Here is a 1,470-nt window from a genome sequence, read left to right as displayed (position 1 = left end):
GTACTGCCGGTACTGCCCGGTTGCCACCGGCGCCTTCGCGAGGACCGTGTCCTGGGAGCTGATGATCCGGTCCCGGGTGAAGACCTGTCGATCACCCTCGGCGGCGACCGCGACGGCCTGGGTCGAGAACGCGTCGACCTCCGGATGCTTCGCCGGATCGAAGGTGTTCTCGATCGTGATGCCCGTGACCTGGACGCCCGCAGCCTTGACGGTCAGGACCGCGCTGCCCTCGGTGCCGTAGGGCTGACCGGTCGCGGGGTTGGTCATCCCGTGGGCTCTGTCCAGGCTGAGGACGACATCTGCCGCATTGTTCGAATCCGCAGTGATGACCAGGTTGGGCTTGTTCGAGGGAACGACGGCGGGGCCGTTGTAGAAGCCGGGCTCCATCAGGATCGTGTACTGGATGCCGTCCGCCGGTATCGCGTCGATCGCGCCCTGAAGGCTGGTGTAGTCGCCGGTGCCGTCGTCGGCCACCACCACGGTGTCGATGTTCTCGTTGGCGAGATGGCGCCGCTTGGAGTACCCGGGGTATCCGTTGGCGATCAGCAGGATGCGCGCGTAGTCGACGGCGCGGCTGAGCGTCAGTTCGGCGATGTTGCCGAACCCCGCGCGGAACCATCCGGTCAGCGGGATGGGGGCCTGGTCGCTGCCGTCGATCTGCACCTGCCGGAGCCGCTCACTGAGGGAACCCCAGTCGTTCTCCTGTTCGACCAGACGGGGGTCGAGCGTGGTGGACACGGTGAAAGAGTCCTCGCCCGTGGCCCTGAATCCGTCCTGGGCGATCGTGTCCTGGATGCCGCGGAACCGGGCCGCCTCGGAGATGAACTGGGCGAAGTAGACCGCCGCCGCAGCCATGGCCTGGTTGCTGGAGGCCTTCCACAGGCTGAGTGCATGGGCTTCCGTCTGGATCCGGCTGAACACCATGGTCGCACGGTCTACGTTGCCCAGGCGCTGCAGCGTGTTGTAGTCCGCTCCATTGGTCAGTTGCTGGGCGCGGTCCGCGTCTTCCACCTGGATCCGTGCCTCATTGGCCGGACCGATGTAGTGGTAGATGCCAGCGTTGTCGTACCACCCCACCAGGTACAGGTCACTCGTACGGAACCGCATCCGGATGTCGTGTCCGTCCTCGGTCTGGACGACCGCCTCCGTGTAGCCGAGGGCGTTGGGGTTGGTGTGGTCGATCAGGGCAGTGGTGCCCTCGACCGTGTTGGTCACACCCGGGGCCTCGTAGTCCACATGCGCACGGATGGTGGCATGGAAGTGCAGGTAGTTGGCGGTGGTGGCGCCATCGTCGGTCACGCGGAAGATCGGGGTGTTGTCGGTGTCCGCCGCCGCGGCGGAGGAGGCGGTGGCGAGAGCGCCACTCAGCGCACCTGCCAGCAGGGCAGCGGACGTCAGTGCGGCGATGAGAGCCAGGGCCCATCTCGGCCTGCGGTGGGTGTGGTCCTGGTGCACGGTGGTCACCGGACC

1 protein-coding gene is annotated in these 1,470 nt (G+C 66.7%); it reads right to left on the bottom strand.

The window, feature by feature from the left end; genetic code table 11:
* Nucleotides 1-1,455 (bottom strand): pectinesterase family protein (locus ACFWI9_RS34165; protein ID WP_387169168.1); only part of this gene is annotated, 1,455 nt, incomplete at its 3' end.
* Between the last annotated feature and the right edge of the window lie 15 nt (nt 1,456-1,470).

Origin of the sequence: Streptomyces sp. NPDC127084 (assembly GCF_042724175.1) — a bacterium.
Taxonomy (GTDB): Bacteria; Actinomycetota; Actinomycetes; order Streptomycetales; family Streptomycetaceae; genus Streptomyces.
This window is presented reverse-complemented; position numbering and strand designations above follow the sequence as displayed.